Annotated in this window: 22 protein-coding genes; 13 read left to right on the top strand and 9 right to left on the bottom strand. The window is 63.1% G+C overall.

The genetic code is table 11. From position 1 onward, the window contains the following. From AK81_RS11140 to AK81_RS11125, 4 genes are all read left to right on the top strand, one after another. Positions 1–810 carry an ABC transporter permease gene (locus AK81_RS11140; RefSeq protein ID WP_016499074.1) on the top strand — a complete coding sequence of 270 codons (810 nt, stop codon included), beginning with the start codon at positions 1–3 and terminating at the stop codon, positions 808–810. A gap of 19 nt (positions 811–829) precedes the next feature. Next, positions 830–1978 carry an ABC transporter ATP-binding protein gene (locus tag AK81_RS11135; RefSeq protein ID WP_043199051.1) on the top strand — a complete coding sequence of 383 codons (1149 nt, stop codon included), beginning with the start codon at positions 830–832 and terminating at the stop codon, positions 1976–1978. 233 nt (positions 1979–2211) lie between these two features. Continuing rightward, positions 2212–3519 carry a substrate-binding domain-containing protein gene (locus AK81_RS11130; protein WP_043199049.1) on the top strand — a complete coding sequence of 436 codons (1308 nt, stop codon included), beginning with the start codon at positions 2212–2214 and terminating at the stop codon, positions 3517–3519. 271 nt (positions 3520–3790) lie between these two features. Further along, positions 3791–4840: a TerC family protein gene (locus tag AK81_RS11125; protein ID WP_043199048.1), complete on the top strand. Its 1050-nt coding sequence runs from the start codon at positions 3791–3793 to the stop codon at positions 4838–4840. Positions 4841–4847: 7 nt separating this feature from the next. Here AK81_RS11125 and AK81_RS11120 read toward each other — a convergent pair whose 3' ends face one another. From AK81_RS11120 to AK81_RS11110, 3 genes are all read right to left on the bottom strand, one after another. Next, positions 4848–5237, bottom strand: a complete 390-nt coding sequence (locus tag AK81_RS11120; protein ID WP_043199046.1) for a hypothetical protein — start codon at positions 5235–5237, stop codon at positions 4848–4850. After that, a complete protein-coding gene (locus tag AK81_RS11115; protein ID WP_043199044.1) occupies positions 5230–6630 on the bottom strand; it encodes a PAAR domain-containing protein in 1401 nt (466 codons plus the stop codon). Before AK81_RS11115 ends, AK81_RS11120 begins: the two co-directional genes overlap by 8 nt. Before the next feature lie 434 nt (positions 6631–7064). Continuing rightward, on the bottom strand, positions 7065–8294 hold the full coding sequence (locus AK81_RS11110; RefSeq protein WP_043199043.1) for an acyl-CoA dehydrogenase: 1230 nt from the start codon (positions 8292–8294) through the stop codon (positions 7065–7067). A gap of 140 nt (positions 8295–8434) precedes the next feature. Here AK81_RS11110 and AK81_RS11105 point away from each other — a divergent pair, with 140 nt between their 5' ends. Both AK81_RS11105 and AK81_RS11100 read left to right on the top strand, forming a co-directional pair. Further along, entirely contained in the window at positions 8435–9361 is a 927-nt protein-coding gene (locus AK81_RS11105; RefSeq protein WP_043199041.1) for a LysR family transcriptional regulator, read from the top strand. Positions 9362–9556: 195 nt separating this feature from the next. Continuing rightward, a complete protein-coding gene (locus AK81_RS11100) occupies positions 9557–10711 on the top strand; it encodes a cysteine desulfurase family protein (RefSeq protein ID WP_043199039.1) in 1155 nt (384 codons plus the stop codon). 128 nt (positions 10712–10839) lie between these two features. Here AK81_RS11100 and AK81_RS11095 read toward each other — a convergent pair whose 3' ends face one another. The 4 genes from AK81_RS11095 to AK81_RS11080 all read right to left on the bottom strand — a co-directional run bounded on the left by AK81_RS11095 (position 10840) and on the right by AK81_RS11080 (position 14022). Next, the gene (locus tag AK81_RS11095) at positions 10840–11616 is read right to left on the bottom strand and encodes an SDR family oxidoreductase (RefSeq protein WP_043199036.1); all 777 of its coding nucleotides are present in this window, start codon (positions 11614–11616) and stop codon (positions 10840–10842) included. A 162-nt stretch (positions 11617–11778) separates the two neighbouring features. Then, positions 11779–12699, bottom strand: coding sequence for a LysR family transcriptional regulator (locus AK81_RS11090; protein ID WP_043199034.1), 921 nt, complete (start codon positions 12697–12699; stop codon positions 11779–11781). A gap of 221 nt (positions 12700–12920) precedes the next feature. After that, positions 12921–13643, bottom strand: a complete 723-nt coding sequence (locus AK81_RS11085; protein ID WP_043199033.1) for a hypothetical protein — start codon at positions 13641–13643, stop codon at positions 12921–12923. Between the two features lie 79 nt (positions 13644–13722). Further along, complete coding sequence (locus AK81_RS11080) at positions 13723–14022, bottom strand: DUF3077 domain-containing protein (RefSeq protein WP_043199031.1); 300 nt, start codon at positions 14020–14022, stop codon at positions 13723–13725. Positions 14023–14220: 198 nt separating this feature from the next. Between AK81_RS11080 and AK81_RS11075 the strand changes: the two genes are divergently transcribed. Both AK81_RS11075 and AK81_RS11070 read left to right on the top strand, forming a co-directional pair. Further along, positions 14221–14844 (top strand): glutathione S-transferase family protein, encoded by a 624-nt coding sequence (locus tag AK81_RS11075; protein WP_043199030.1) that lies wholly within the window; start codon positions 14221–14223, stop codon positions 14842–14844. Between the two features lie 21 nt (positions 14845–14865). Then, a complete protein-coding gene (locus AK81_RS11070; protein ID WP_043199027.1) occupies positions 14866–15306 on the top strand; it encodes a GNAT family N-acetyltransferase in 441 nt (146 codons plus the stop codon). Positions 15307–15449: 143 nt separating this feature from the next. On the opposite strand, the gene AK81_RS11065 is transcribed toward AK81_RS11070, so the two are convergent. Next, positions 15450–16625: an MFS transporter gene (locus AK81_RS11065; protein WP_043199026.1), complete on the bottom strand. Its 1176-nt coding sequence runs from the start codon at positions 16623–16625 to the stop codon at positions 15450–15452. A 94-nt stretch (positions 16626–16719) separates the two neighbouring features. Here AK81_RS11065 and AK81_RS11060 point away from each other — a divergent pair, with 94 nt between their 5' ends. Beyond that, positions 16720–17631, top strand: a complete 912-nt coding sequence (locus AK81_RS11060; RefSeq protein ID WP_043199024.1) for a LysR family transcriptional regulator — start codon at positions 16720–16722, stop codon at positions 17629–17631. Positions 17632–17737: 106 nt separating this feature from the next. Here AK81_RS11060 and AK81_RS11055 read toward each other — a convergent pair whose 3' ends face one another. After that, positions 17738–18376: a TetR/AcrR family transcriptional regulator gene (locus AK81_RS11055; RefSeq protein ID WP_043199022.1), complete on the bottom strand. Its 639-nt coding sequence runs from the start codon at positions 18374–18376 to the stop codon at positions 17738–17740. A gap of 130 nt (positions 18377–18506) precedes the next feature. Between AK81_RS11055 and AK81_RS11050 the strand changes: the two genes are divergently transcribed. The 4 genes from AK81_RS11050 to AK81_RS11035 all read left to right on the top strand — a co-directional run bounded on the left by AK81_RS11050 (position 18507) and on the right by AK81_RS11035 (position 23114). Next, positions 18507–20189: an amidohydrolase gene (locus AK81_RS11050; protein WP_043199020.1), complete on the top strand. Its 1683-nt coding sequence runs from the start codon at positions 18507–18509 to the stop codon at positions 20187–20189. Between the two features lie 14 nt (positions 20190–20203). Beyond that, positions 20204–21355, top strand: a complete 1152-nt coding sequence (locus AK81_RS11045) for an MFS transporter (protein ID WP_043199018.1) — start codon at positions 20204–20206, stop codon at positions 21353–21355. Between the two features lie 228 nt (positions 21356–21583). Continuing rightward, complete coding sequence (locus AK81_RS11040) at positions 21584–22075, top strand: DUF1543 domain-containing protein (protein ID WP_043199015.1); 492 nt, start codon at positions 21584–21586, stop codon at positions 22073–22075. 61 nt (positions 22076–22136) lie between these two features. After that, positions 22137–23114, top strand: coding sequence for a D-2-hydroxyacid dehydrogenase family protein (locus AK81_RS11035; protein WP_043199013.1), 978 nt, complete (start codon positions 22137–22139; stop codon positions 23112–23114). Positions 23115–23395 lie beyond the last annotated feature (281 nt).

Genomic DNA, 23395 nt, shown 5'->3' with positions numbered 1-23395 from the left:
ATGCTCCTGTCTCCCAATGCCATGGGCCGCCCGCTGCGTACGGGCCTGTACCTGACCACCGGGGTCATTGCGGCCTTCCTGCTGCTGCCGGTGGTATTCATCGTGTTGCTGTCGTTCGGCTCGTCCCAGTGGCTGGTGTTTCCGCCACCGGGCTGGACCTTCAAGTGGTACGGCCAGTTCTTCTCCAACCCGGAGTGGATGGACGCCGCACTGGCCAGCCTGAAGGTGGCCGTGCTGACCACCGTCGCCGCCGTGCTGCTGGGCCTGCCCAGCGCATTTGCCCTGGTGCGTGGCCGCTTCCCGGGCCGCGAGCTGCTGTACGGGCTGTTCACCATGCCGATGATCGTGCCGCTGGTGATCATCGCCGTGGCGGTGTACGCGCTGTTCCTCAAGCTCGGCTACACCGGCACGCTGTTCGCCTTCGTGGTCAGCCACGTGATCGTCGCCCTGCCCTTCACCATCATCTCGATCATCAACTCGCTGAAGCTGTTCGACCAGTCGATCGAGGATGCCGCGGTGATTTGCGGTGCCTCGCGGCTGCAAGCAATCTTCAAGGTGACCTTCCCGGCCATTCGCCCGGGCATGATCGCCGGTGGCCTGTTCGCCTTCCTGGTGTCGTGGGACGAAGTGGTGCTGAGCGTGATGATGGCCAGCCCCGACCTGCAGACCCTGCCGGTGAAGATGTGGACCACCCTGCGCCAGGACCTGAGCCCGGTCATCGCCGTGGCCTCGACCCTGCTGATCGGCCTGTCGCTGCTTGTCATGTTCATTGCCGCCGCCTTGCGCCGGCGCACCGAAACAAACGCCTGAGCGCGCGGAGAAAACAACAATGAGTGCAGTGATCAAAGACAACGCGCCAGGCAAGACCCTGGTCAGCCTGCGCGGCCTGAACAAGCACTACGGCGACTTTACCGCCGTGGACAACCTCGACCTGGAAATCCAGGACGGCGAGTTCCTGACCTTCCTCGGTTCCAGCGGCTCGGGCAAATCCACCACCCTGTCGATGCTGGCCGGCTTCGAAACACCCAGCAGCGGCGAAATCCTGGTCGATGGCCAGTCGCTGGTGAATGTACCGCCGCACAAGCGTGACATCGGCATGGTGTTCCAACGTTACTCGCTGTTCCCGCACCTGAACGTGCGCGACAACATCGCCTTCCCACTGGCCATCCGCAAGCTGAGCAGCAGCGAGACCAACAAGCGGGTCGAGGCCATGCTCAAGCTGGTGCAGCTGGAGCAGTTCGCCCACCGCAAGCCGTCGCAGATGTCCGGCGGGCAACAGCAGCGTGTGGCGATTGCCCGGGCGCTGGTGTACGAGCCACGCATCCTGCTGATGGACGAGCCGCTCGGCGCACTGGACAAGAAGCTGCGCGAAGACCTGCAGGACGAACTGCGCCAACTGCATCGCCGGCTGGGTATCACCATCGTCTACGTCACCCACGACCAGGAAGAAGCCATGCGCCTGTCCCAGCGCATCGCCATCTTCAGCCACGGCAAGATCGTCGGCCTGGGCACCGGTTACGACCTGTACCAGAACCCGCCGAATGCCTTTGTCGCCTCGTTCCTAGGTAACTCCAACTTCCTGCGGATCAAGGCCAGCAGCAACGGCGCAGGCAGCTTCGAGGGCCAGTCGGTGGCCATTCGCCTGACCCCGGGCCTGGCCGCTGCGCAGGAAGCGCTGATCATGGTGCGCCCGGAAAAAGCCCTGGCCCTGACCGCCGAGCAGGCCGCGCGTGAACCGCTGCCGGCGGGCTGGAACGAGGTCGGTGCCAAGGTTGGCGAAGTGCTGTTCCTGGGTGAAAGCCAGACCTGCCATGTGGTGACTGCAGGGGGTACCGAGCTGACGGTGAAGGCACTGTCGGCCGCGGGCATGCCGATGCAGCCGGGCGACAACGTGAAGGTGCGCTGGGCGGTGGCGGATGCGTGCATCTACACCGAATGGGCCGAGAGTGATTTGAGCAAGTCTGCCGGGGCGCATTGAGATCGCCGGGGCCGCTTTGCGGCCCATCGCAGGCAAGCCAGCTCCCACAGGTAGCGTGCTGCCTTCAGGAAGGGCACTGTACCTGTGGGAGCTGGCTTGCCTGCGATGGGCTGCGAAGCAGCCCCAATAACGCTGACTGCCAGATATCAGATACAGCACCTACTACCTGTCACATTATCATCACGCCACTGTCGTAATCTGCCGGCCAACTCTATGCCACAGGGCCACCCGGCATGCCCCGCCTGCTTGTATTGCTGCTCACCCTGATCCCGCTTGCGACCTTGGCCGAGCCCATGCACCTGCGTGCGCAAGGCTCCAACACCGTCGGCGCGGCCTTGCTGCCAGCGCTGGTGCAGGGGCAATTGCGCGGGCAGCAAGCCACTGCCATCGAGCAGCAACCCGGCAAGCGGGCCAACGAGACCGTGATCACCGCACGCGATGCGCAGGGCCAACCCGTGCGCATCGACATCGCTGCCCACGGGTCTAGCACCGGCTTCGTCGCCCTGGGCCGTGGCGAGGCCGACCTGGCCGCCGCCTCGCGACCGATCAACGACAACGAAGTACGCCAGCTGCGGGCCTTGGGCGACCTGCGCGCTGCCAGTGCCGAACAAGTGATCGGCCTGGATGGCGTTGCGGTTATCGTCCACCCCGACAACCCGCTGCCTCGTTTGAATACCGAGCAACTGGCGCACATTTTTTCCGGGAAAATCCAGCGCTGGGAGCAATTGGGCATTCCTGGCGGAGCCATTCACCTGTACGCCCGCGACGACCGTTCCGGCACCTTCGAGACGTTCAAGGCACTGGTGCTGGAGCCACAGCGCGACGAACTGTCAGCCAAGGCCAGGCGCTTCGAGTCCAGTGACGAACTGGCTTCGCAGGTGGCCACCGACCGCCAGGCCATCGGCTTCAGCAGCCTGGCGGCGGTACACGGGGCCAAGGTACTGGCGATAGCCGAAGGCGACGCACCGGCCATGCTGCCGGAGCGCGCGCTGGTGGCCAGCGAAGACTACCCGCTGTCACGGCGCCTGTACTTCTACCTGCCGGCCAACCCCAAGCCACAGGCCAGGGCGCTGGCCGACTTTGCCCAGAGCCCGGCCGGCCAGGCGATCGTCGCCCAGCAGGGCTTTGTTTCGCAGCAGATCAAGGCCCAACCCGTAGCGCCCCAGGCCGACATGCCACCGCGCTACCGCACCCTGGCCCAGCAGGCGCAGCGGCTGAGCGTGAACTTCCGCTTCCAGGAAGGCAGTGCCAGCCTCGACAACAAGGCCCTGCGCGATGTGCAGCGCGTGGCCGAGTACCTGCGCCAGGCCGGCAAGCTGCAGAGCAAGGCGGTGCTGGTCGGGTTTGGCGACCCCAAGGAAACGCCCGGGCGCGCAGCCCTGCTCTCGCGCCTGCGGGCCCAGGCAGTGCGCCGTGAGTTGGCGCGCGATGGCGTGGAGTTGCTGGAGGTGACCGGCATGGGCGATGAACTGCCCGTGGCCGGCAATGAGCTGGAGCAAGGGCGGCTGCGTAATCGCCGGGTCGAGGTGTGGGTCTACTGACCCGAAAGCTGCACACATCGCTGTAGGAGCAGCCTTGCGCTGCGAAGAGGCCGGTAAACCTTGCACAGATGTGTTGCCCATACCGGCCTCTTCGCAGCACAAGGCTGCTCCTACAGGGGCCTTGGCAAAGAAATGTAACAGCTCCCCATTCGGTATCTCCTGCAAACGGGTCTAGGCTCAAAATCATGTGATACCGGGCCCCTCTGACGGCTGCCAAGCCGCCATGTCGGATCACTGTTGCCATGCAACGTCGACATTCAAGGAGGGGCTCATGACAGCTCTGCAAGCATTCCTCACCACCCCTGTTCTCGGTACCAGCGCCTGGTTGTGGCTGGTGTTCATGGCCATCGTCATCGGTTTGCTGGTGCTCGACCTGGGCGTGCTGCACCGCCACGACCGCGAAATCGAAATGCGCGAAAGCCTGCTGCTGTACTCAGGCTACTTCAGCGTCGGGGTTCTGTTCGGCGTCGGGGTCTGGTACCAGCTGGGCGCTCAGTCGGCGCTGGAGTTCTACACCGGTTTCCTGGTGGAGCAATCGCTGTCGATGGACAACGTGTTCGTCATGGCGATGATCTTCAGCTACTTCGCCATCCCCCGCCGCTACCAGCACCGCGTGCTGTTCTGGGGCATCCTCGGGGTGGTGTTCCTGCGGGCGATCATGATTGGTGTGGGCGCGGCGCTGGTGCAGAACTTTGCCTGGGTGCTGTATATCTTCGGTGCCTTCCTGCTGTTTACCGGGGTGAAGATGGCGCTGTCGAAAGAAGACAGCCACCCGGACCTGGCCAACAACCCGATCCTCAAGTTCGTGCGCCGGCACATGCGGGTCACCGATCAGATCCACGGCTCGCACTTCTTCGTGCGCCAGACCCCGCCCGGGCAGAGCAAGGCATTGCGTTATGCCACCCCGTTGTTCCTGGCACTGGTGCTGATCGAACTGGCCGACCTGGTGTTTGCAGTCGATAGCGTGCCGGCGATTTTCGCCATTACCCAGGACCCGTTCATTGTCTACACCTCGAACATCTTTGCCATTCTTGGGCTGCGCTCGCTGTACTTCGCACTGTCGGCGTTGATGCACCGGTTTGTGTACCTCAAGTACGCGTTGGCGCTGGTGTTGATTTTTATTGGCTGCAAGATTTTCTATCACGGCATGGTCGGCAAGGTGCCGGCGCTGCTGTCGTTGGGGGTGACGTTCGGGCTGTTACTGGGTGGGGTGGTGGTTTCGTTGGTCAAGACAAGGGGGCAGAAGGCGGCTGTAGAGTCTACCCAGCAAGGAAATGTTTCGAATGGGCAGAAGGATGAAGACCCGCAATTGCGGGTCTGACCCAGTATTAATTTTTAACTATAAAGTAACCCATCAGCGACCAAAGCAACGCGATGAAAATGAGCCATAGCGCGATAGCCATTTTTCGCTTCAAGTACGGCGGGAAATGCTTAAGTTCCTCTTCATCCAACCAACCCATATGCAGATGTAGCCTAGGAAACGTGACCAAAGCGCTCACCGCACTCATCAGCAGACAGCGAGACCTCAGGCTTCCTCCACCCCATACGGGTTTCATCTGCTCCAGATAGGGGTTGCTTGTAATAGCTGACAAGGCGAGTTGAAAATCACGGGACGTTGCAATTCGCACATTTATAGCAAGACCTGAAAATCCAGTGAGAAAAGGGACAATCAGAAAGGCTAGTTTAAGCAGCGGCGACCAACTATCGAAGTTAATCATCTATCACCTCATAAAGTACCTCTCCAGTCTTTTCTCCGAATGCGCCAAGGCCAATAGAGCCTGCCGCAGAGCTGGCGCCAACGATGACAATCCCGCATACCGGAACGCCAAGCCCACCAGTACCGACCGCGAAAACACCGCAAAGAGCGGTTGCAGCAGCACCACCTCCCCAAGCTCCAAGCATACCGCCCCCCAGACCACCTGCGAAGCTACCCGTTTCGGTAAAACGAACCTTCTTGCAAGCTCCAGATTCACCGGCCCGACACACCTCCTGCACGTTCAAGTAAGACGAAGCGCCGCCCACCCCTACTGCAGCATGTCCGCCATATTTGAGGTAATTGCTAAGCTTCGCCACCTTAGCCAGATGCGTTGCATACCCCGGAATCTGCCCCGGCCCGCCCGCTTTCGACCAATGATGCACCAGGCTCTTGGTCGAAATATTCAAGCTCTTCCTCAAGCGTTCATAGTTCCCAAGGTTCAACTGCTTGTTCAGAAATGCCGTTTTCAACTGTCCATCCAGCTGCTGCAGAAGCCGCCGCCGTTCAGCGAAAAAGCCCGGGCTGTTCAGGTGGCCGTGGCGCATGAACTCCCGGTGGTGCAATTGCTCGATACGGGTCAACGTCTGACTGACCTGTTTCAAACCTTGATCCAGCATGTCCTTGCCCACGCCCATGGACAAACTTGCGTCGCTGAGCAAGCCAGCGATTTCGGCCTGGTGCTCCATCATGAAATCCGCTTCGGCGAAGTCCAGCACCTCCAGCGCGCGGCGTGCATGCTGGGCAGCCCCCATCAGTTCTCCCTCTTCGCGTGTACAGGCATTTGCGTTGTCCGGGTCACCGATTACGAATATTTCCCCGGCCTTGAAGCCTTTCTCAAACGTCGGGTTGAGCCGCTGCAAACGGGAAATCGGCAACGTGGCATCGTGCTCGGCCAATTGCACCAGCACCTGAGGGAACGACATGCGTCGAGGCACAACGTAGAAGCCAGGCTCCAGCGTACTGGGCAATGCGCCTATTACGGGCTGGGAAAAACGCTCGGGGTAGACGGAGGGTGATGGCTCGGCAAAGTGGGTATTGGTACGCCCTGCAATGGAATACAGGGACGGCGGGGCTTCATACAACGGCGCGACTACCCGGTTGCTGCCTGGGGAACAGCCACAGACAACCAACGCCCCGTCCATGGCCACCCGCTGGCCATCGGATATAAAGTGATCCACACCTTCGGCGACAGTCCCCACCTGCCCACAAAGAGGGCATGGCGTGGTCTGGTCGCCTTCACGGAGCACCATTCGGCCTTCGTCGAGATAGCCTGCGCCCGTTGCAATGCAGATAGCACCCGTTGTGGTCAGATCGCCATCTACAGCCTGACCTAATCCCTCTAGACTGACGCGCATAAACAAACTCCCTGTGTATGGTTCAGGTTGGAAAACCTAACACCAGCAAGAGAGGTTCAAGTGGCCTCCGTCGAAATTCAGAAACTTCCTACAAGTTGCGAGAGTTTTCCTTAAACGCATGCACCGTTGCCCCGCCACCGTATTCGCGGGCAAGCCCGCTCCTACATCGGTCGGTGGCGCTATGGAGGTCAAGGTGGGAGCAACTGTCTTGTTCAAAATCTAAGCGTTTGCGCGATCACTGTGGGAGCGGGCGTGCCGAGGCGTCGAACCGCCGCGAACACCGGCGAAGCCGGTGCCATCCACCGCGCTGGATTCTTCGCGGGCATGCCCGCTCCCACAGGGACCGCCCAGGCTTCGGGCTTATGCAGTACTTGTGGGAGCGGCGGTGCGGCGAAGCAATTTACCCGCGAAGAGGCCAGCTCAGCCTGACGAGTTCAGCGCCCGCCGCGCAACAACTCCACCGGCACATACTTGCCAATCTCATATTTGCCAATCGCCGCCCGGTGCACCTCATCCGGCCCGTCGGCCAGGCGCAGGGTGCGCTGCATGGCGTACATGTAGGCCAGCGGGAAATCGCCGCTCACCCCTGCCCCACCATGCATCTGAATTGCCCGGTCGATCACCTTCAACGCCACGTTCGGCGCCACTACCTTGATCTGCGCGATCTCGCTGCGGGCCACCTTGTTGCCGACGGTGTCCATCATGTACGCCGCTTTCAATGTCAGCAGCCGGGCCATGTCGATCTCCATGCGTGAGTCGGCGATCTTGTCGATGTTGCCACCCAGCCGCGCCAGTGGCCGACCAAACGCCGTACGCTCCACCGAGCGCTTGCACATCAGCTCCAGCGCACGCTCGGCCATGCCGATCGAGCGCATGCAGTGGTGGATACGCCCCGGGCCAAGGCGCCCCTGGGCAATCTCGAAGCCTCGGCCCTCGCCGAGCAGCACGTTTTCATAAGGCACCCGAACGTTCTCGAAGAGCACTTCGGCGTGGCCATGTGGGGCATCGTCATAGCCGAACACCGGCAACGGGCGGACGATCTTCACGCCCGGCGCATCGGTGGGCACCAGCACCATCGAATGCTGCTGGTGGCGTGGCCCTTCAGGGTCGGACAGGCCCATGAAGATCATCACCTTGCAGCGCGGGTCACAGGCGCCGGAGGTCCACCATTTGCGGCCATTGATGACCCATTCGTCGCCGTCACGCACGGCAGTCGCGGCCATGTTGGTAGCGTCCGAGGAGGCCACGTCCGGCTCGGTCATGGCAAACGCCGAGCGGATCTCGCCGCGCAACAAAGGCTCCAGCCACTGGCGTTTCTGCGCTTCGCTGCCATAGCGCACCAGCACTTCCATGTTGCCGGTGTCCGGCGCCGAGCAGTTGAACGGCTCTGGCCCGAGCAGCGAGCGGCCCATGATTTCCGCCAGCGGGGCGTATTCCAGGTTGCTCAGGCCGGCGCCGTACTCCGATTCGGGCAAGAACAGGTTCCACAGCCCTTCGGCGCGGGCCTTGGCCTTGAGTTCTTCCATGATTGCAGTGGGCTGCCAGCGGTCGCCCTCGGCAACCTGGCGCTCGAACACGGCTTCGGCGGGGTAGACATAGGCGTCCATGAACGCAGTAACGCGCTCGCGCAGTGCCTGGACCTTGGGCGAATAGGCGAAATCCATCGGGGCTACCTTCACGGTTCGGAGTACATGTGCCAGAGCCTAGAGCAGCATGCCTCCATCCACCTAGTCTATTTTCCGCGTGTATAAACATTCATAACCGATATATGATCGGCGAATAATTCCAACAAAGAGCGGCGCCCATGAACCTCAGCAAGGTCGACCTGAACCTGTTCATCGTGTTCGATGCGATCTACACCGAAGCCAACCTGACCCGCGCCGGGCAGATTGTCGGCATTACCCAGCCGGCGGTGTCCAACGCCCTGTCGCGGCTGCGCGAAACCTTCAACGACCCGCTGTTCGTGCGCACCGCACAAGGCATGGTGCCCACGCCCATGGCGCAGAACATCATCGGCCCGGTGCGCAACGCCCTGGCACTGTTGCGTACGTCGGTGCAGGAAAGCCGTATCTTCAACCCGCAGCAGGCCAACAAAACCTTCCGCATCAGCATGACCGACCTGACCGAGGCGGTCATCCTGCCGCCGCTGTTCCAGCGCCTGCGCCGCCTGGCGCCCGCGGTGCTGATCGAAAGCTTTCTGTGCAAGCGCCGCGAGACCACCAAGGAACTCGCCGCCGGCCGCCTGGACTTCGCCATCGACGCGCCCCTGAACACCGACCCGCAGGTGCGCCACGTCAAGCTGATGCAAGACCGCTATGTCTGCGCCCTGCGCCAGGGCCACCCACTGGCTGACAGCAAGCTGACCCTCGACAGCTATCTGGGCATGACCCATATCCATATTTCCAGCCGCCGCAACGGCCTGGGTTACGTCGACCTGGCGCTGGGCAAGATGGGCGTGCAGCGCAAGGTCGCCTTGCGCTCGCAGCATTACCTCATGGCTTCGCAGGTGTTGCAGCAAACCGACATGGCGATGACCGTTCCCGAGCGCTTCGCCCGCCGCCATCAATTGCGTTACCAGCCACTGCCGGTGGAAGTGCCCGCCGTGGAAACGCACCTGTACTGGCATGAAAGCACCGACCAGGACCCGGCCAACCGCTGGATGCGCGAGCAGATCACCGAATTGTGCGAACGCGTTGTAGCCGAGGAAGAGAAGGCCCTGGAGCCCGCCTGAAGACGTTTGCGAGGGGCTGTTCATTGGCCCCTTCCTGCCCGTAGAAAAAAATCCTACAAACAGTCCAACAGAGAGAAAGTTTTCTCCGGCCAATTGAGAAAACAGCTGCGGGAAGCGAAAAACATCTCGCGCACGGCGGATACGCTTACTCCAATAATCGCCGACTCCACGGCGACAGACATGGACCTGCCCTGAATGCCAAGCGCCCCGCTCTATTTCGATTACGCCGCCACTACCCCCGTCGACGATCGGGTCATCGAAACCATGCTTGCCTGCCTGGGTAGCCAGGCCAACTTCGGCAACCCGGCGTCCAGTGGCCACGCCTACGGCCAGGCTGCCCGACAGACAGTGGAGCAAGCCCGCCAGCAGGTGGCCGAGTGCGTCGGCGCGCAAGCCGACAACCTGGTGTGGACCTCGGGCGCAACCGAGTCCAACAACCTGGCACTCAAAGGCATTGCTCAAGGCATCGGCATGCCCGGGCACCTGATCACCAGCCAGCTGGAGCACAAAGCCGTACTCGACACGGTGGCCGAGCTGGAGCGCCAAGGCTGGGCCGTTACCCGCCTGGCACCGGATGCTGCCGGCCTGATTCAGCCCGCAAGCGTGCAGGCAGCGTTGCGCGCCGATACCCGTCTGGTATCGCTGATGGCGGTGAACAACGAACTGGGCACGGTCACCGACTTTGCAGCGATTGGCGAGCGGGTGCGTGCCCATGGTGCCCTGCTGCACGTGGATGCTGCGCAGGCTGTGGGCAAGCTGGCGATCGACCTGAACGCGATGGCCGTTGACCTGATGTCGTTCTCGGCGCACAAAGTTTACGGGCCAAAAGGCATCGGCGCGTTGTATGTCGGGCCGCGCGCCCACGCGCTGATGCGTGCGCAGATGCACGGCGGCGGCCATGAGCAGGGCCTGCGTTCCGGCACCTTGGCAACCCATCAGATCGCGGGCATGGGCAGCGCCTTTGCCTTGGCCGGCCAACCAGGCGACAGCGAGCACCAGCGCCTTGAGCAACTGGCCACACGCCTGCGCGACGGCCTGCTGGCGTTACCTGGCGTATCCCTCAACGGCAGCGCCAACCAACGCATTCCCCATACCCTGAACCTGTGCATCGACAGCAAGGGTTTCACTAGCGCGGCACTGGCCAGCGAGCTGGCCTTGTCGACCACCTCGGCCTGCAACTCGGCGAGTAACGCCGCTTCGCATGTGCTGCTGGCACTGGGGCTGGATGAGCGTCAGGCACGCAACAGTGTGCGCATGAGCATCGGCCGCTTCAGCACCGAGGCAGAAGTGGACAAGGCACTCGCCGTGTTTGGTCGGGTGCTGACGACGGCGTCGGCTGCACTGTGGTGAATACCCGCTAGAACAAGCGGCTGTCCGGGGTAAAATCCTCGACCTGGATTTTCGCGCGCTGCGCCTGTGCGTGCTGCGGGTTTAACAGACTCTAAGTGTGGGGGGGGGCGCTCTGCCCCCCCACATTTCTAGAAGGTCCCCGGATACGCTCCGCCATCGATCAGCAGGTTCTGCCCGGTGATGTACCCGGCATGCGCACTGCACAGGAAAGCACAGTACGCGCCGAACTCCCCGGCATCGCCAAAGCGCGCTGCTGGGATGGCCTTGCGCCTGGCCTGAGCGGTGGCTTGCACATCGCCACCCGCCGCCTGCAACGTCTTTTGCAAACGCGCCGTGTCGAACGCCCCAGGCAGCAGGTTGTTCAGAGTCACATTGCTGCCCGCCAGGCGCTGCTGCCGGGCCAACCCGGCAATGAAACCGGTCAGGCCACTGCGGGCGCCGTTGGACAAACCGAGAATGTCGATCGGCGCCTTCACCGCGCCAGAGGTAATATTCACCACCCGGCCGAAACCGCGCTCGGCCATGCCGTCGACCACTGCCTTGATCAGCTCGATGGGGGTGAGCATGTTGGCGTCCAACGCCTTCAGCCAGTCGTCACGCCCCCAGTCACGGAAGTCCCCCGGTGGCGGGCCACCGGCGTTGTTGACCAGAATGTCGACCTGCGGGCAGGCCGCCAACAGCGCCTGGCGCACCTGGGCATCGGCAACATCACCGGCCACGGTACGCACCTCGATGCCCGGGCAGGCCGCGCGCAACTCGCTGGCGGTTTGTTCCAGAGTGGCTTGGGTGCGGGCATTGATGACCAGGTTCACGCCTTCTTTGCCCAGCGCCTCGGCGCAGCCTTTGCCCAGGCCTTGGCTGGCCGCGCAGACGATGGCCCAGCGGCCGGTAATGCCTAGATCCATTGGTTTGCTCCTTGATGCAATAGGGTTACAGGGGTACTGGCAGGCCGTGCCGGGGGCAATCTAGAGCACAACGCAGGGCCGCCGATAATGAAAAGAGCTGATCCACCAATAACCCTCGCTTATCCCCATCAGCGACGGGCTGGATGCGGACACCGTCAAACTTCACGTGGCCGTCAATTCCTCCACCAACAACCGCGCCGCTGGCGATAGCGGCGCCGCCACACGGTGCACGATGCCGAACGGCTCGCTCAGCGCCCGTAGCTGCACCGCCAGCGACACCAGCAACCCGCGCTGCTCGGCAAAGGCCGCCACGGCACTGGGAATGACCGCCACCAGTGTCGGGTCATCTTCCAGCAGCATGAATGTCGCGAAGGTGGAGAAGGTTTCCAGCGGGTAGCGGGGCACCTCCACCCCTGCCTCGCTCAACTCGCGTTCCAGCGCCTGGCGCATGGGCATATTGACCGGGTAGACCACCCAGCGGTAATGGCTCAGGTCGCTGATTTCCAGTGCCGCTGCCCCGGCAAGCGGGTGCTGCGGGTGGGCAACCACCACCAACGGCTCCTGGGCCAGTTTGACAAAGGCATAGTCCGCCGCGTTGCGGCCCAGCCCTGGCCGGCAGATGGCCAGGTCCAGGCGCCCCTCGTCCAGCTGGGCGAGCAGGTTGGCGCTGGTATTCTCGGCAATTTCCACCGCCAGTTGCGGCTGCTTGCGGCGCAAGCGCCCCAGGGCGCTGACCAGAGTCGGCATGGCCCCCATGATGCTGCCCACCGCCAGCCGCCCACCCTGGCCCTGGACGATACCTAGCACTTCTTCGCGCAAATGCCCCAGGTCGCTGTGGATCAGCCGCGCATAGCGCACCACGCAACGGCCCACGTCATTCGCTACCAGACCGCTGGGCAGGCGCTGGAACAACGGTACGCCCAGCACCTCCTCCACCTCGCGCAACGCCTTGGTGGCCCCGGGCTGGGAAATGGCCATGGCTTCGGCCGCCTTGTGCAGCGAACCACAGCGGTCCAGCTCGATCAGCAGGCGCAACTGGCGTAGGCGCAGGCGAGAAAAAATGGAGTCCAGGGAAGGGATCATCAGGCAGGCTCGGCATGGGTCTTGTAATGCCGAGCACTATAGAGGGTCGTCAACGGGGGGAGTATTGAGTTTTGAGCAAATGACCCTTGAGCGCAGAACACGCATCCCGCATTTCTCTGTAGGAGCAGCCTTGTGCTGCGAAGAGGCCGGTACGGGCGACACTAATGCAGCGCCTGAACCGGCCTCTTCGCAGCACAAGGCTGCTTCTACAGGAGAGGCGTTTACCGCGCTCGGCGCCGTGCAAGGCAGGCATAAACCAAGCCCAGCACGCTGACCGCCAGTACGCCCAGCAGCACCATCAACTCGCGGCTGTAGCGGGCCACCATGGCCGGAAAACCGATGACCTCGTGGTACACCTGCACCTTGGCCACTCCGTCGGCGTGGCTGATGCTGACCCCGCCCTGGCGGATCTGCAAATAGTCTGCATCGAAATACACCCACACCTTGCACGTGCCACCCGGCTCGATGGCCGGGATGTCCACCTGCGCGGTGGCGGTCTCCAGCAGTGTGTCGTTGCCGGCAGCATCACGCACCTGCACCAGGCCCTTAGCTGGCAGACGGATCTTCACCTCCCGTACAGGCGCGTCACCACTGTTGAGTAGTTCGATAAGCAAGCCGGTACGGTGATCGACCAGCCCGGCCTCGAAAGGCTTGGCGAACAGCTGGGCATAGGGTGCCTGGGCCATTTCAATCAGGCGCTCGACCTGGTCGTGGCTCAGCGCGCCCTGGCCGATGCTGTTGATGCGCCCCTGCAACTGCTCATACTTGAGCTGCTCGCTGGCCTTGCTTATGCGCTCGCTGAACTGGGTGGGATAGGTGAGGTAGGCATAGGTCAGTGACGCCTCCAGGCGCGGGTTGCCCCTGAGCAACACGTAGGCGGCCAAAAGCACCATCAGGCCAACAAGCACGGCTACGAGGAGTTTCCCCACCTTGTCCCAGCTCAATGCAAACTTCCTTCTGTCGTGATACAGATGATTCAAACCGCCCAAGGGTGCCAAGTTCAGGCCCCCCAGGCAAGCCTGACTAGGGTTCTCGCTCGCCTTCGCGCGCCTGACGCACCTGCAGCAGCTGGCCATCGATCAGCGCCTTGGCCATGCCGGCCAGATAAAACGTGGCCTGCATCATCACCTTGCGGTCGCCTGGCCTGTCGATGGCCTTGCGGGTAATTTCGGTGATGCAGCCCATGATGCTCGATGCCTCTGTCAGAGCGGTCCTCATTGGCAGCTGCGGTTTCATCTGCACCAGTTCGGCATCGGCGTTGCCAAACCGGCTCGCTGCACGCACGACATTGAGCTTGCTGCTTTTCGGGGTGTCGTTGTCCATGTTGATTCCTCCGGGTTACGAGCATGCCGAGCCTAGGGCGCGGTCTGGCCCATCACAATGATCAGGAGGGTGGAAAGGGTCACTTTCGGAAATGGACTACAAAAACCCCTAGAAGTGGACGCTCTGCCACCGATCAGCCCCTTGACCGGCACCTGGCAGTGTCGGACGATCAACCTCCCCCACACCAGGACGAACACCATGCTACGGATACTGGGCAGAGCCTCTTCCATCAATGTGCGAAAAGTCCTGTGGGCCTGCGCCGAGTTCGAGGTCGCATTCGAGCGCGAAGACTGGGGCTCTGGCTTCAAGGCCACTGACAGCGCCGAGTTTCTGGCATTGAACCCCAACGCCATGATCCCGGTGATCCAGGATGGCGACTTCACCTTGTGGGAATCCAACAGCATCATCCGCTACCTGGCCAACCGCTATGGTGCCACCGCGTTCTACCCCGACGATGCCCAGGCGCGGGCCAGGATCGACCAGTGGATCGACTGGCAGGCCTCGGACCTGAACCGCTCGTGGAGCTACGCCTTCATGTCACTGGTCAGGCACTCCCCCGCCCATCAGGACCCGCAAGCCCTTGCCGCCGGTTGCGCGGACTGGTCACGCTACATGCACATCCTCGACCGCCAGCTGGCCAGCACCGGTGCCTACGTGGCCGGCAGCCAGTTCACCCTGGCCGACATCCCTATCGGCCTGTCGGTCAACCGCTGGTTCGAAACGCCGTTCGAGCACCCGCACCTGCCAGCGGTGCGCGATTATTACGAGCGCCTGAGCGAGCGCCCGGCCTATCACCTGCACGGCCGTAACGGTACGCCGTAACATCGGCAAGAGGATTGATTGATGGTTGCAGTTCTGCGACAGGCCACACCAGATGACATCGAGTTGCTGTTCGACATCCGCACCAGTGTGAGCCAGAACCACCTTTCGCGTGAGCAGATGCATGATCTCGGCATTACCGCTGATACGCTTGCCGATGCTATCGGCAATGGCCCCTGCGCATGGATTGCCGAGTGGCGGGACGAAGCCGTCGGGTTTGCCATGGTCGATCAGGAAGAGGGTGAGCTGTTTGCCCTGTTCGTGCGGCCTGGGCATGAAGGCAAGGGGCTAGGACGGATGTTGCTGCAGCGGGCGGAAGAGTCGTTGTTCGAACAACATGACGTGATTCACCTGACCACTGACGGCGATGAGACTATCCGTGCGAATGGTTTTTATCGGCAGTCGGGGTGGGTGTGTACAGGGGCGGTTGACGAGCGCGATGTACGCTTCGAGAAGCGTCGCTAGCAGTCTGGCTCCACCTGCAGGATTATGGGGCTGCTTAGCAGCCCATCGCGACACAAGGCCGCTCCTACAAGAGATCGCATTCCCCTGTAGGAGCGGCCTTGTGTCGCGAAAGGGGCGCAAAGCGCCCCCGGGGTCTCGGCCAGTTACACCGCAACCTGGCCCCCCGCTGCCACCACCCGACCACGCCAGGCAAACAGCAGCACCATCACCAACCCCAACGCCGCCATCGCCGCGCCCGCCAGGGAAATCGCCGGGTAGCCCAGCCCTGCGTTGATCACTGCGCCACCCAGCGCCGCGCCAATCGCATTGCCCAGGTTGAACGCACCAATGTTCACCGCCGAAGCCAGGTTCGGTGCATCCTTGGCTGCTTCCATCACCCGCATCTGCAATGGCGGCACCAGTGCAAAGCTGGCAGCGCCCCAGACCAGGATCGCAAGGGCCGTCGGCAACGGCCAGTCCAGCACCAGCGGGAACACCAGCAGCACGGCAATCAACAGCGCCAACGACAGGATCAGCGTGCGGTCGATCGAGCGGTCTGCCGCTTTGCCACCCCATACGTTGCCCAAGGTCAGGCCGACACCGAACAACACCAGCATGGCTGTCACGAAGGTGGTGGACGCCGCCGCCTCGCTCTGCAGGATCGGCGCAATGTAGGTGAACACCGTGAACATCGCACTGGAACCCACCACCGTCAGCAGCAACGCCGCCAGCACCGGGCCGCGGCCCAGCACACGGATTTCGGCCATGGCCCCGTCACCTTTGGGTGACGGCACATTGGGCAGCGCGTACCAGAGCGAGGTCATCGCCACCAGGCCAAGCCCGGCAATACCCCAGAATGCCGTGCGCCAACCCAGCATTTCACCAAACCAGGCCGCCAGCGGCACGCCGCCGATGGTGGCCAGGGTCAAGCCCATGAACATCGCCGCCACCGCCCCGGCGCGCTTCTCGGGCGGTACCACGCTGGCCGCGACAATCGAGCCGATACCAAAGAAGGCGCCGTGGTTGAGCGAGGTGACCACGCGGGCCACCAGCAGGCTGGCGTAGTCGCTGGCCAGGGCCGACATCAGGTTGCCCAGGGTGAAAATGGCCATCAGCCCGATCAGCAAGTAACGCCGCGGAATCTTCACCGTGGCCAGGGTCATCAGCGGTGCGCCGATCAGCACGCCAATGGCATAGGCACTGACCAGCAGCCCGGCAGCAGGAATTGAAACGCCAAGGTCAGTGGCGATGCTGGGCAACATGCCCATGGGGGCGAACTCGGTGACACCGATGCCAAAGGCACCGATGGCGAGTGCGACAAGAGGTGGATTGATACGCATGGCAAGCTCCTTATCTATGCCGCAAATGCTACGATCCATTTCAAAAGCGCACTAGACTGCTTTTTTGCGAACCACCTTTGCGCATGAGGCACAAATGGACTTCAGTGGAAGATCCGGAGAGATGGAGATTTTTGCCAGGGTGGCGCAAGAGGGCAGCCTGTCGGCCGCCGCGCGGGCACTGAACCTGACGCCTTCTGCGGTCAGCCGCATCATCGCCCGCACCGAACAGCGCCTGGGCACCCGCCTGCTGCTGCGCACCACCCGGGCGATCACCCTCACCCCCGAGGGTGAGGCATACCTGCGCGGTGCACGGCGGGTGCTGGCCGACATGCTCGAAGTGGAAGAAGCCATCACCGACCAGGGCGTGCCGCGCGGGCGCTTGCGGGTAAGCGCTGCGCTGGGCCATGCCCGGCTGACCGTGGTACCCCTGCTGGCGGCCTTCAGCGCACGCTACCCGCAAGTGCTGGTTGACCTTACCCTCAGTGACGAAGTGGCTGACATTCTCGGCGGCCAGGCTGACGTGGCACTGCGCTTCGGGCACCTGCCGGACAGCTCGTTGAGCGCCCGCGCCATAGGTGAAACCGGCCAGGTGGTGGTGGCCTCGCCCGAGTACCTGCAACGCTGCGGCACCCCGCTTGAGCCTGAAGACCTGGCCCGGCACAACTGCCTGCGCTTCAACTTCCGCCGCGCCGCGCCCGACTGGCCGTTTCGCCGCGACGGGCAGGTGTTCTCGTTGAAGGTGGCGGGGAACATCGAATGCAGCAGCGGCGAAGCCCTGGCGCAACTGGCCAGGATCGGTGCCGGCGTGGCTCGCATCGGTACCTTCACGGTGGTCGACGACCTGGCCAGCGGGCGGCTGGTGCCCTTGTTGGAGGCGTACAACCCTGACGACCGCGAGCCGATCCATGCGGTGTTCGTCGGTGGCCAGGCGATGCCGGCGCGGGTGCGGCTGTTCGTGGATTTTCTGGTAGAGCACCTGTCTGGCGGCCCACGCAATCCCTTGTAGGAGCGGCCTTGTGTCGCGATGGGGTGCGTTAGCAGCCCCGGCAATTCATGCGTCAACGCTGGCGTCTGGGGGCCGCTTTGGGGCCCATCGCGACGCAAGGCCGCTCCTACAAGGGGGCGAGTGCAGGCCCTTGCATCCCGGCCAGGATAAAGCCCATGAACATCCGCACATCTTCCCGGTGTGCGGCGATGTCCAGCGGCTCGCGGCTGCACAGGCGCAGCAACTGCAAGTGCCCGTAGTCGTTGATCAAAAACGCCGCGTACCCCACGTCCAGCCCTGCACGCAGCCTGCCGCTGTCACACAGGTCCTGCAGCAGGCACTTCAACTCGTTGACCAGCGCATCGTTGACCCGCTTGTAGGCCTGCGGCACGTCCTGCTGGCCACTGCCCAGCAACGGCAGTAGCGGCGGCAGTATTTCGCGCCAGAGCGGCGCAGGCAGCACCTCGAAGGCGTAATCGGTCAGGTGCGATTCGTAGCAGCACAGCGCCTCCAGCGCATCGGAAAACTCTGGCAGGCGCCGCCTGGCCTCAGCCACCGCACGGTGGTCGGCCTCGCGCAGCTTCTCCAGCAGGATTTCCTGCTTGCTGCCGAAGTAGGCAAACACCGTGGGCACCGACACCGCCGCCAGGCGCGCGATCTGCTCCATGGTGGTGGTCTGGTAACCCTGCGCCTCGAACAGGCCCAGCGCCGTGCGGCTGATGGTTTCACGGCGCATCGCCTTCTGCTGCTCGCGCAATCCGCTCACATTCACACCTTTTCCAAACCGTACAAGTCGGCCTCAAGCATAACGCAAAGCTGACTGGTAAAAATATTTTATTGACTAAAAGTTTTAAGCAACTCAAAACTAATGCGACATTCTGACCCAGGGAGTTGCCATGTCCATCGCCGCAGACCTCATCCTCCACAATGCCCGTATCTACACCGTCGACCCGCACAGGCCCTGGGCCCAGGCTGTGGCCATCAGCGGCGAACGCATCGTCTGCGTGGGCGACCTCGCCAGCGTCATGGCGTACGCCGGCCCTGCCACCCGGCTGCTGGATGCCGGCGGTAAACTGGTGCTGCCAGGCTTCGTCGAGTCGCACTGGCACTTCTCCTCTACCGCTTTCGCCTTCCAGGCGCTGGTCAACCACACAGACCCGCAGCAGGTGCTGGCCTTGCTCAAGGCCTACGTCGAGGCCAACCCTACGGAAAAAGCCATTACCGGCATGGGCTGGATCCAGCCGCTGATGCCAGAGCACATGCTGCGCCGCGAAGTCCTCGATGCCATCTGCCCGGACAAGCCGGTGTGCCTGCTGTCCACCGACTATCACACCATGTGGGTCAACAGCTTCGCCCTGAACGCCGCCGGCATCGACCGTGACACCCCGGCGGTGGAAGAAGGCGCCAGCTGGTTCGAAAAAGACCCGCTCACCGGCGAGCCCACTGGCGTGATCATCGACTGCGCCGCCTATTCGCTGCTGATGCAACGCCTGAGCGAAGCGGGCTACCTGCCAACAGGCATCGACCTGTACCTGCGCTCGATCCCTTTCTGGCAAGAAAAACTGGTGGCTGCCGGCATTACCACGGTGTTCGATGCCGGCTTCCTCGACCCCGCCGGCGACCAGTCGCTGCTGTATGAAACCCTGCAGCAACTGGAGCGCGAAGAGCGCCTGAAGCTGCGTGTGGTCGGCAGCTACATCAACATGGGCACCGAGGACGACCCGGTCACCCAGCTGCAAGCCCTGCGCGAGCGCTACGACTCGCCACTGGTCAGGGCGCAAACCCTCAAGCTGATGCTGGACGGTACCGAGCTGAACCACACCGCGTTCTTGCTTGAACCCTATTGCGACAAGCCACACAGCTGCGGTTCGACGACCATGCCCGAGGCGGTGTTCGAAGGCCACGTGCGCAAGGCCGACGCCCTTGGCATCGACGTGATGGTGCATGCCGTGGGCGATGGCGCCGTGCGCATGGCGCTGGACGTGTTCGAGCGCACCTTCGCCAGCAACCCGCCCCGTGACCGCCGCCACGTGATCACCCACGCCTTCCTCACCCACCCCGACGACATCCCGCGCTTTCGCCGCATCGGCGTCATGGCCAACACCCAGTTGCAGTGGGGCGTGGTCGACGCCTACGCCGAGGCCATCCAGCAGACCTACGGTTACCCACGCTGGGCCTCGATGTACAAGTTCCGCAGCTTCATCGACCAGGGGGTGACCGTGTCCATCGGCATGGACGGCCTGGTGTGCCAGTGCCGATGCCAGCACAAACCGGTGGAGCACATCGAATCGGGCCACACCCGCCAGCTCAGCGGCGAACCCGACGCCCCGGTGATGCCCGATGCCGACGAGCGCCTGAGCATCCCGCAACTGATCGCCGCCTACACCCTCAATGGCGCCTACCAGTTGGGCCTGGAGCAGGAAATCGGCTCGATCACTGTCGGCAAGCGCGCCGACATCATCGTGCTGGAGCAGGACCTGTTCGAACTGGACCGCTACCAGATCGGCAATACCGAAGTGGCGCTGACCGTGATGAACGGCCGCATCACCCATGACGCAGGTACCCTGCCCCGCGCCTGACCCCGGACCCGACCATGCATAACAATAACAACACCCTGCTTCTGCGTGCCGCCCTGATCTACATCGCCGCCACGGCGCTGATCATCATTGGCGTACAACCTATCTTCATCGGCCTGTTGGCCGAACGGCTGCAGCTGGACCTGAGCCAGCAAGGCTGGGTGCTGTCCAGTGAAATGAGCGGGACATTGCTTGGCTCCCTGCTGCTGCCGGTGCTGGGGCGCCGCCTGAGGGGTCGCGGGCTTTACCTGGCTGCAGCCTTCGCAGCGCTGATGCTGAACGTGCTCAGCGCGGCACTGGACACTTTGACGACGCTCATCCTGTGCCGTTTTGCCTGTGGCATTGCTGCGGGTGTGCTGTATGCCGGGGCGATCAGCGGGCTTGGCCGGCTGCCGGGCCAGGATCGGTCGTACGGCTTGTCGCTGCTGATTCAAACGGCTGTTTTCGCCACGTACGCGACGTGCATGCCACAACTGGCCGAGCAGTTCGGTAACCGCGCGGCGATTGCATCGCTGGGTTTCTGGTTCGTGCTGATCGGCGTGGCTGCGCTGTTCATTCCGGACCAACGGCTGCGTGCAACGCCGGTGCGCCTGCCACAGCCAGGTGGCGGCTCGGCGCTGATCGGACGCTATGCCTTGCTCGGGATGCTGTGCCTGCAACTGGCCATCTATTCGCTGTGGGGGTTTGTCGACCAGTTGGCGCGCGAACGTGGCATCGACGCGGTGGATGTGGGCTGGGCCTTCGGGCTGGGGATACTGGGTGGCTTGCCTGGTGGTGCCCTGCCCAGCCTGCTGGGCGCACGGGTGAGCCGTGGGCCGATGATCGGCCTGGGCTCGCTGGTGGTATTGGTGTCGATCGCCATGCTCGCGCGCTACACGCATGACGCCGACCAGCTGTGCATGGCGCTGTTCCTGATGAACTTCGGCTGGGTGCTGGCGCTGACCTACTACATGGGGGCGATTGCCACCAATGACCCACGGGGCACATTGACGCCCTGGGTCAGTGCGCTGCAGCTGGGGGCCGCGGCAGTAGCGCCGGCGTTCGTGGCGTTGCAGCAGCAGAGTGCCGGGCGGGAGATGATTTTTGCCAGTGCGGGGGCAGCGGTGGTGCTCGGGTTTGTGCTCAAGTGCTCAGCAGGCTTGGCCCAGCGGCAAGAGAAAGCGGCTTGATGCCAGGCTCGGTCACTGTGGGAGCGGGCGTGCCCGCGAAGAACCCAGCGCGTTGGATGGCACCGGCTTCGCCGGTGTTCGCGGGCATGCCCGCTCCCACAGTGATGGAGCAAACTCTTAGATTTTGAACAAGACAGTTGGTCCCACAATGCTCAGGCATCGCTTCATGCAACTGGCTGTGCCTGGGTACAATGCGCACTTTCACTCAGGCCACGCAAAGGACCGCCCATGCTTTACGTCGTCATGCTCGGAGGCCGCCACCCCGGCGCCAAGATCGAAGTCCACGACGTGGTATTCGCCCAGGCCGACACCTTCGAACAGGCCTACCCGCAGTTGCGCCAGGCCTGGTTCGGTAGCGCGAAAGGCTTGCACATCGACTCGTGGCTGGAAGTGCACGGTGTGGACGGCCAGCGCATCGAACTGCGCCCGGACGCCCCCGCGCGTGGCGCCCTGCACCTGTACTTCATCAACCTCGGCGGTTACGAACGCGATGTGTTCGGCGAGGCGCACCGCTACCTGCTGGTTACCGCCCACAACAAGACCGAAGCCAAGGCCCTGGGCAAGCAGCGCCTGCAGGCACACTGGCTGAAGCCGCACACCGACGCCTTGCTTGATGTCGACGACTGCCTGGCAATCGACCAGGTGGGCGGGCAGTTCGTGCACCTGGTCGAAGGGGCGCACGAGCCGGTGGTGGTGCGCAGCGACTACATCCTGATCTGACGTTGATGCCACCGGTTGGGTTATCTTCGACGCTTCACTGTACCGCCAGGGCCAGACCACCATGCGCATTGTCATTCCCGACGACTACCAGGATGTGATCCGCACGCTCGACTGCTTCGGCAAGCTGAGCGGGCACGCTGTCAGCGTACTTCATGAGCGCCAGCCGGCCACGCTGGAGCAACTGGCAGCACGCTTTGCCGATGCCGACGCACTGGTACTCACCCGCGAACGTACCCGCATCGACGCCGCCTTGCTCGACCGCCTGCCCAAGCTCAAGCTGATCAGCCAGACCGGCAAGGTGTCCGGCCACCTGGACCTGGCTGCCTGTACCGCACGCGGCATTGCCGTCACCGAAGGGCGCGGCTCGCCGGTGGCGCCTGCAGAACTTGCCTGGGCGCTGATCCTCAATGCCCGCCGGCAACTGTTGCCGGCCATCGACGCCTTCCGCCAAGGCCAATGGCAGGTCAACCTGGGCCAGGCGCTGGCCGGCCAGCTGCTGGGCATCTGGGGCTACGGCAAGATCGGCCAGCGCCTGGCGCGTTACGCGCAGGCGTTCGACATGCCCGTGCTGGTATGGGGCAGCGACAGCAGCCGCGCCGCAGCCGAGGCCGATGGCCACCGTGCTGCTGCCTCGCGTGAGGCATTTTTTGCCGAAGCAGATATTGTCAGCCTGAACCTGCGCCTGTCCGACCAGACACGCCACGGGGTGACCTTCGACGACTTGTCCCGCATGAAACCCGACGCCCTGCTGGTGAACGTCAGCCGCGCAGAACTGATTGCCCCAGGGGCATTGCTGCAGGCACTGGATGCCGGGCGGCCGGGTTACGCGGCGGTGGATGTGTACGAGGAGGAGCCGCTGCTCGACACCACCCATCCGCTGCTGCGCCACCCACGTGTACTCAGTACGCCGCACCTGGGGTACGTGGAGAAGAACGGCTACGAGCTGTACTTTGGCGATGCGTTCGACAATGTGCTGGCGTTTTTCGAAGGAAAGCCGAAGAACATTGCCAACCCTGAGGCCCTGGCGGCCCGACGCTGAGCCATTTGGGAGCAACCGTCTTGTTCACAATCTAAGCGTTTGCGCGATCACTGTGGGAGCGGGCGAGTCGAGGCGTCGAACCGCCGCGAACACCGGCCAAGCCGGTGCCATGCACCGCAGTGGCTTCTTCGCGGGTAAACCCGCTTGTGTCTTGGAGAGGGAATAGAATCTGAAGTGAGAGCGGTGAATGGCAAGCTGATAACCCGAGGTGCCCAGAGCACGTGTGGGAGCAAAAGCTGCCATTCACCGTTCCACTTTGGCGAGAGCCCGAACAGTTGGAT

It is taken from the genome of Pseudomonas putida W15Oct28 (assembly GCF_000708715.2).
Lineage (GTDB): Bacteria > Pseudomonadota > Gammaproteobacteria > Pseudomonadales > Pseudomonadaceae > Aquipseudomonas > Aquipseudomonas putida_R.
The sequence above is the reverse complement of the archived record's forward strand: the minus strand, read 5'-3'. Positions and strand labels throughout refer to the sequence as shown.